This window comes from Nocardiopsis sp. RV163 (assembly GCF_001029525.1).
Taxonomy (GTDB): Bacteria; Actinomycetota; Actinomycetes; order Streptosporangiales; family Streptosporangiaceae; genus Nocardiopsis; species Nocardiopsis dassonvillei.
Window position 1 is genome coordinate 1 of the sequence record NZ_LEKI01000215.1, and the last position, 7,374, is coordinate 7,374.

A 7,374-nucleotide genomic window follows, 5' to 3' on the forward strand; every position below is an offset into this window, starting at 1 on the left:
GTCCGGGGCCGGGGGAGCCGTCCGGGTCGGCTGTGCGGAGGGGCGGTCGTCGTCGCGGTCCATGTTCCGAACCTAGTTTCGGCGGACGGCGGGCAGTAGTACCGCCGATCATCCGGTTCCTCCGCGTTTCACAGCGATCGTCGCATGACGGATGTCATGCGGGCGTGTCCGGAGGGACCGCGGACCGACGACCCCCGCCGGTGCCGGAGGGCCGGGTGCGCGGCCCTCCGCGTCCGGGGCGGCCGGTCTCCGGCGTGTCGCGGCCACGTCCTCGAAAAGTCGTCGGAAACCCTCGTAAGTGCTAGGAAGCCCTGGCAATCGCCCTGGTCGTCGATCGGGGATCATGGGGCCCGCAGCTGAAAAGGTGGCGCTGAGGGCTTGCGCTCTCCATGGTGAGGTCTGTCACGATATGGAGAGGGCTGTCCAACTCCCGCCCACCACCCCGGGTGGGACGAGGACCGTGATTCGGCCGATCAGCGTTCACCCACGCGAATTCGGCCCCGAGAACCCGAGGGAGCAACGTGTCGGACACGACCGTGCACGAGGAACCGGAGCTGATCCAGCTCCTGACACCGGAAGGGGAGTTGACGGGGCACCCCGACTACCCCCTGGACATCAGCGCCGAGGAGATCCGCGCCCTTTACCGCGACCTGGTCCTGGTGCGCAGGTTCGACAGCGAGGCGGTCTCCCTCCAGCGCCAGGGCGAGCTGGGCCTGTGGGCCTCGCTGCTTGGCCAGGAGGCCGCGCAGATCGGCTCCGCGCGCGCACTGGGCGCGAAGGACATGGCGTTCCCCTCCTACCGCGAGCACGGCGTCGCGTGGTGCCGGGGCATCGAGCCCCGCGAGCTGCTCGGCATGTTCCGCGGTGTCACCAACGGCGGCTGGGACCCCCACGAGCACGGCTTCCACCTGTACACGATCGTCATCGGCAGCCAGGCCCTGCACGCCACCGGCTACGCGATGGGCGTCCAGCGCGACGGCGCCGTCGGCGAGGACGGCACCGCCGTCATCTCCTACTTCGGCGACGGGGCCACCAGCCAGGGCGACACCAACGAGGCGTTCAACTTCGCCTCGGTCAACAACGCCCCGGTGGTCTTCTTCTGCCAGAACAACCAGTGGGCGATCTCCGAGCCGTTGGAGCGCCAGGCCCGCGTGCCCATCTACCGGCGCGCCGCCGGGTTCGGCTTCCCCGGCCTGCGCGTGGACGGCAACGACGTCCTGGCCTGCCTGGCCGTGACCCGCGCCGCGCTGTCCAACGCCCGCGAGGGCAACGGCCCCACGCTCGTGGAGGCGTTCACCTACCGGATGGGCGCCCACACCACCAACGACGACCCCACCCGTTACCGCGCGTCGGCCGAGCTCGACGAGTGGAAGGCCAAGGACCCGATCCTGCGGGTCCGCCGCTACCTGGAACGGGGCGGTCACGCCGACGAGGAGTTCTTCGCGTCCGTGGACGCCGAAGCCGACCGGCTGGGCGAGCAGGTGCGCACCGAGTGCCGGTCCCTGCCCGACCCCGAGCCCCTCGACATCTTCCACGAGGTCTACGCCGAGCCCAACGTCCACATCGACCAGCAGCGGTCCGAATTCGCCGACTACCTGGCCTCCTTCGAGGGCGCGGGCGCGGAAGGGGGCCGTTAGGCCATGGGAACCAACCTCACCATCGGCAAGGCCATCAACGCCGGTCTGCGCGCCGCGATGGAGCACGACCCCAAGGTCCTGGTCATGGGCGAGGACGTCGGCAGGCTCGGCGGCGTCTTCCGGGTCACGGACGGCCTGCACAAGGACTTCGGCGCCGACCGCGTCATCGACACCCCCCTCGCGGAGTCCGGCATCGTCGGTACCGCGATCGGCATGGCCATGCGCGGCTACCGCCCCGTGGTGGAGATCCAGTTCGACGGCTTCTTCTTCCCGGCCGCGAACCAGACCTTCACCCAGCTCGCCAAGATGCGGCGCCGCTCGGCCGGCACGCTCAGCATGCCCGTGGTCATGCGCATCCCCTACGGCGGCGGCATCGGCGCGGTCGAGCACCACAGCGAGTCCCCGGAGGCATACTTCACCCACACCGCCGGGCTGCGCGTGGTGTCGGTCGCCAACCCCGAGGACGCCTACTGGATGATCCAGCAGGCGGTGCGCTCCGACGACCCGGTGATCTTCCTCGAGCCCAAGCGGCGCTACTACGAGAAGGCCGAGGTCGACACCGGGGCGTCCATCGCCGAGGCCGCCCCGATGGGCGCCGCGCGCGTGGTCCGTCCCGGCACGGACGTGACCCTCCTGGCGTACGGGCCCATGGTCAAGACGGCACTCCAGGCCGCCGAGGCCGATACCGACCACTCCGTCGAGGTCGTCGACCTGCGTTCGCTCTCCCCCGTGGACTACCCGACCCTGTTCGCCTCGGTGAAGAGGACGGGGCGCCTGGTCGTCGCCCACGAGGCCCCCCTCTCCGGCGGCCCCGGCGCGGAGATCGCCGCCCGGGTCACCGAGGAGTGCTTCTACCACCTGGAGTCGCCGGTCATCCGCGTGGCCGCGTTCGACACCCCCTACCCGCAGTCCCGGCTGGAGGAGCACTACCTGCCGGACCTGGACCGGGTTCTGGACGGCGTCGACCGGGCGTTCGCGTACTAGGGATCGGGGAAACCGAAGGACATGGCGATTTCCAAGAACGCACCCGCAGTCGGCGGAGTGCAGTCGTTCAAGCTGCCCGACGTCGGGGAGGGCCTGGTCGAGGCCGAACTCCTCACCTGGTACGTCAAGCCGGGTGACGAGATCACGGTCAACCAGATGATCTGCGAGATCGAGACCGCCAAGGCGGTCGTCGAACTCCCCAGCCCGTTCGCGGGGACGGTGCGCGAACTGCTGGCCGAGGAGGGCCAGACCGTGGAGGTCGGCGCGGTGATCATCACCGTGGACGACGGCTCCGGCGGTTCCGCCCCGGAGGCCGCCCCGTCGGCGGACTCCGAGGAGCGGGAGAAGCCGCTGGTCGGCTACGGCGAGAAGGCGGCCTCCACCCAGCGCCGCCCGCGCCGCCGCCCGGGCCCCTCGGCACCGGCGTCGCCGCCCGTGCCGCGCGCCAGCGGGCCCGCGCCCGCCGACACGCCCGCGGTGCGGGAGACGCGGGCGGCCCCTGCCCCTGCCCCGGCGCAGGCTCCGGGCCGCCCGCTCGCCAAGCCGCCGGTGCGCAAGCTGGCCAAGGACCTCGGCGTGGACCTGGCGTCGGTCACCCCCACGGGGGAGAACGGGGTCGTCACCCGCGAGGACGTGCGGGCCGCGGTCGGTCGGGCTCCGGCGGGCCCGGAGGCCGCGGAGGCCGCCCCGGCGGCGGCCGTGGACCGCACCGCGCGCGAGCGCCGCGTGCCCGTCAAGGGCGTGCGCAAGCACACGGCCGCGGCGATGGTCAACAGCGTGTTCACCGCTCCGCACGTCACCGAGTTCCTCCAGGTGGACGTCACCAGGACGATGAAGGCGGTCGCGCGCCTGCGCGAGCGGCCCGACTTCGCCGAAGTGCGGGTGTCCCCGCTGCTGCTGGTCGCCAAGGCCCTGCTCCTGGCGGTCCGGCGGCACCCGGAGGTCAACGCCTCCTGGGACGAGGAGAACCAGGAGATCGTGGTCAAGAACTACGTGAACCTGGGGATCGCGGCGGCCACCGAGCGCGGCCTGGTGGTGCCCAACATCAAGGACGCCGACGCCATGACCCTGCCGGAGCTGGCGGCGGGGCTGAAGCGGCTGACCGACACCGCCCGGGCGGGCAAGACCAGCCCGGCGGACATGTCCGGCGGCACCGTCACCATCACCAACGTCGGCGTGTTCGGCGTGGACGCGGGCACCCCGATCCTCAACCCGGGCGAGGCGGCCATCCTCGCCTTCGGGCAGATCCGGGACATGCCCTGGGTGCACAAGGGCAAGCTCAAGGTCCGCAAGGTGACGACCCTGTCGCTGTCCTTCGACCACCGCCTGGTCGACGGTGAGCTGGGCTCCAAGGTGCTGCGCGACATCGGCACGGCGCTGGAGGACCCGGAGCTGACCGCCCTGGCCTGGGGGTAGGGGCTTTCGGGAGAGCTGGAAGGGGCCGGTGCGAGGTCGTCGCACCGGCACCCCTCCGTGAGGGGAGCCCGTCCCCGGAGGGACCGGGAGGGTTACGGGGTGCCGTCCCCGCAGTCGACGTAGTCGGCGATGCTGGCCGTGTACTCCTCGTGGGAGTCGAGGGTCTCCCAGAACTCGTCCATGTAGGCGTCGACGAAGTCGTCGCCGTTCACGGGGTCCCCGCACCAGGTGACCTCGTTGGCCTCCATGGCGTCGATGAGGGCGTCATCGATCCTCGCGGTGCCGTCGACCCCCTCGGTGCGCCACGCGCCCTTGTCGGGTTCGACGGCGTACCCGTCCTCGGTCTGCTGGAGGACGCCGCTGTCGAGGAGCCTGTCCCGGCTGCCCCCGATGTCCGCGACGACCTCTTCGGGGCCGTTCTCGGCGAGCATGCGGTCGAGGGTGAGCACCATGGCCTCCCGCTCGACCCAGAAGCGGGAGACGCGGTCCGCCGGAGGGGCTTCCTCCGGTTCGGGGTCGGGTTCGGGCGTGGAGCACGCGGCCAGGGCCAGGCACGCGGACAGCGCGATCGCCAGGAAGACGGGCGCACGGGCTTCGCGGTGTGTCACAGGGCCTCCAGAACGGGTGGGGTGGCGGCGGTCACGCGGGTCAAGAGTCCTCGGGCGGGTTCCCGAACGTTTCGAGACCGCCTCCGAAGTAGGACTCGGCTTCGCGGTAGCCGCCCATGTACTGATCGGTGAACTGCTCCACCCCCTCGTGGGCGGGTGTGCTGTGGTCGACCGTGTACCCGTACTCGTCCTCGTAGGCGATGTCGACGGTGGTGCCGTCCATGACGGCGCTGAGCGCGTCGTCCATCCCCGAGAGCGCGTCGTCCTCGTTGTCGCTCCACTGGTTCGGGTCCGTCTCGAAACTCATCGTGACGGAGTCGTCGATGACGAAGTCGTTGGGGATGTCGGCCGCACCGAGTGCCACGCCGTTCCGCTCGATGGTGAGCGCACCACCGTCGACCAGCGCCCTGAGGTGCCCCCGTTCCACGCCGTCGAACGCCCCGGGGTCGCTGTGGGCGAGGAAGTCGAACGTCGCCGCCTGGAAGGCGCGCGTCGTGCTCTCCTCGCCGGTGTAGACGGGGTGGCGGGGGGAGACCTCGTACTCGCCGTCCACGATCGCGTTCACGATGCTCTCCTCGGCCAGACCCATCCCCATCGACAGGGCCTTGCCGATGACCGGGACCTTCTCGGAGAGGCCTCCCGCCTCGCCCACCACGAACTCGGCGATCTGCGTGTTGCGTTCGATGGTCTTGTCGAGGTCGGCGCTCCGGTCCTCCGAGTCCAGGTACAGGGCGCGTTCCAACAGCCCCTGGAGCTGTCCGGCGCCGCGCGCGGCGGTCGCTTCGTTGCCGGACTCCAGGAAGGCGATGGATTCCAGCTGCTTGTACACGTCCACCGTGTTGACCATGCGTCCGGCGGTTTCGTCGTTGCCCACGAGGAGCTGCATGTACATGGCCCTCTCCTCGGCGCCCAGGCGCAAGGTGCCCGTCTCCGGGTCGAAGTCCCCGATGCCCGTCACGGGGTTCTCGTTGAGGTCCAGGATGTCGGTGTTGGCGAAGCTGTAGATGTGCGCGTCGAAGACGTCGGCGAGGCTGTCGGCCAGCTCCCCGTTGAACTGGGTGAACGAGGCGTCGGAGTACTCGTTGTCCCCCTCGGTCACGTCCACGCCGGTGTTGACGAGGGCCTCGTGCATGTCCTCGTCGGTGATGGTCTCCATGAACCCGGCGAAACCGTCCCCGGCCCGCTGGCGCACGTCGGGGTCCTCGCTGTGGATGTCCTCGGCCAGCCAGTCGGTGAGCTGGCGCGCGGTGCGCCCGTCGTCGTGCCACTCGTGGGTGAGCGTGCCCTCCAGCGCCCGCGTGCGCAGGTCCTCGTCGCCGTGGTCGACGCCCTCCTCCCCGTCGAGGTGGTCGCCGGTGAGCATGTAGTAGTTGGCGTCGGTGTTGCGGCTGGCCACGTCGATGATGTGGGAGACCTGTTCGGAGTCGGGCAGCACCCCGTCGGGGTCGGGGTCGTCGCCCCAGGCGTCGAGGAACGCGCCGGTGGTCAGGTGCAGGTTGGTCGACAGCCCGTAGCCGCCCTGGAGGTCCTCGTCCGTGTGCTCCATGAAGGCGGACAGCGCCTTCATGTCCATCCCCATGCTCACGGGCGTGCCGGGGAGCTTGTTCTCGGCGTCGGGGTTGATCCAGGAGCCCTCGACGGCGTACCGGAAGCTCTCGGGCAGGTCGTCGTACCCTCCGCCGAGCGCGGGGTCCGAGAGCGCGAGCAGCCCGTTGCCGAGAACGCCGAGGGCGTCCTCGCGCTCCTCGTCGCTCATGTCGGACTCGGCCATGAGCTCGGGGTAGACCATGATGCCCGCCCCGACCCCGTCCCTGCGGTAGGGCTCCTCCAACTGGGCGTAGAACTCCTCCAGGAACGCGATCTCCTCGGGGCTGAGCGGCTTGCCGTCCCGCTGGTTCTGCCGGGCGCCGGTCCCCACCATCGTGAGCACGAGCATCATCTCGTGGTAGCGGTCGTCCAGCGGCTTGTCACCGGACCAGTAGGCGGCGAGCTCGTCGGCGTACTGCTCGGCGTTCTCGGGCGTGAGCTCGCTGTCGTCGATGAGCGAGGAGTAGCGGGAGGGGTCGAGGTTGAGGAACGCCCAGTTGGCGTTGCCCGCGTCCATGAGCTTGCGGACGTTCTCCGGGGTCGGCCCCTGTTCGAGCATCGTCCGGATCTCCTCGGCGCTGTCCTGGAGACCCTGCCAGTTGGTCTGTTCGCGGGAGGTGAGGCCCTCCTGCACGGTGACGAGCTCGTCGTAGAGTGCCCGGCAGCGCGCTTCGTCCCCCGCGCCCCAGTCCGTCCACAGGAAGCCGTCGGCCTGGGGGTGGGACGAGGTGATGTGGTCGTCCTGGTACTTGGAGGGGACGGCGTTCTCCTTCTCCGTCCTGCTGCCCTCCCAGCTGCTGATCTGCGCTTCGCGCTCGTCGTGGAACGCCTTGACGGCGTCCGCCCACATCTCGGCGACCGAGGCGGCGTAGGTGACGGAGACGGCGGCGTCCCGCCAGTTCTGGAGGTCCTCCTCCGACAGGCTGCGGACGTCCCAGGCGATGACGTCGGTGAACTCGCCCGCGGCGGAGTCGAAGCTCCCGTTGAGGTCGTCGGCCCGGCCGAGGACGCGCGCGTTGAGGACCTCCAGGTCCGCCGCGCAGTCGTAGACGGGCTTGGAGTCGTAGTAGAAGTCGCGGGGGACGAAGATGACGGAGAAGGTTGCCACGGTCTTCCTCGGAGGGCTGCGGGCGGGGCGAAGG

5 protein-coding genes are annotated in these 7,374 nt (G+C 70.4%); 3 read left to right on the forward strand and 2 right to left on the reverse strand.

From position 1 onward, the window contains the following. Positions 1 to 521 precede the first annotated feature (521 nt). From pdhA to ABD54_RS24265, 3 genes are read left to right on the forward strand one after another with little or no spacing between them, the layout of a single operon-like run. Positions 522 to 1,637 carry a pyruvate dehydrogenase (acetyl-transferring) E1 component subunit alpha gene (gene pdhA / locus ABD54_RS24255; protein WP_019610798.1) on the forward strand — a complete coding sequence of 372 codons (1,116 nt, stop codon included), beginning with the start codon at positions 522 to 524 and terminating at the stop codon, positions 1,635 to 1,637. A 3-nt stretch (positions 1,638 to 1,640) separates the two neighbouring features. Beyond that, entirely contained in the window at positions 1,641 to 2,621 is a 981-nt protein-coding gene (locus tag ABD54_RS24260; protein WP_019610797.1) for an alpha-ketoacid dehydrogenase subunit beta, read from the forward strand. Positions 2,622 to 2,642: 21 nt separating this feature from the next. Continuing rightward, positions 2,643 to 4,037, forward strand: a complete 1,395-nt coding sequence (locus ABD54_RS24265; RefSeq protein ID WP_047871857.1) for a dihydrolipoamide acetyltransferase family protein — start codon at positions 2,643 to 2,645, stop codon at positions 4,035 to 4,037. A 92-nt stretch (positions 4,038 to 4,129) separates the two neighbouring features. Here ABD54_RS24265 and ABD54_RS24270 read toward each other — a convergent pair whose 3' ends face one another. Beyond that, entirely contained in the window at positions 4,130 to 4,645 is a 516-nt protein-coding gene (locus ABD54_RS24270; protein ID WP_047871858.1) for a hypothetical protein, read from the reverse strand. Between the two features lie 40 nt (positions 4,646 to 4,685). After that, positions 4,686 to 7,340, reverse strand: coding sequence for a hypothetical protein (locus ABD54_RS24275; RefSeq protein WP_047871859.1), 2,655 nt, complete (start codon positions 7,338 to 7,340; stop codon positions 4,686 to 4,688). Positions 7,341 to 7,374 lie beyond the last annotated feature (34 nt).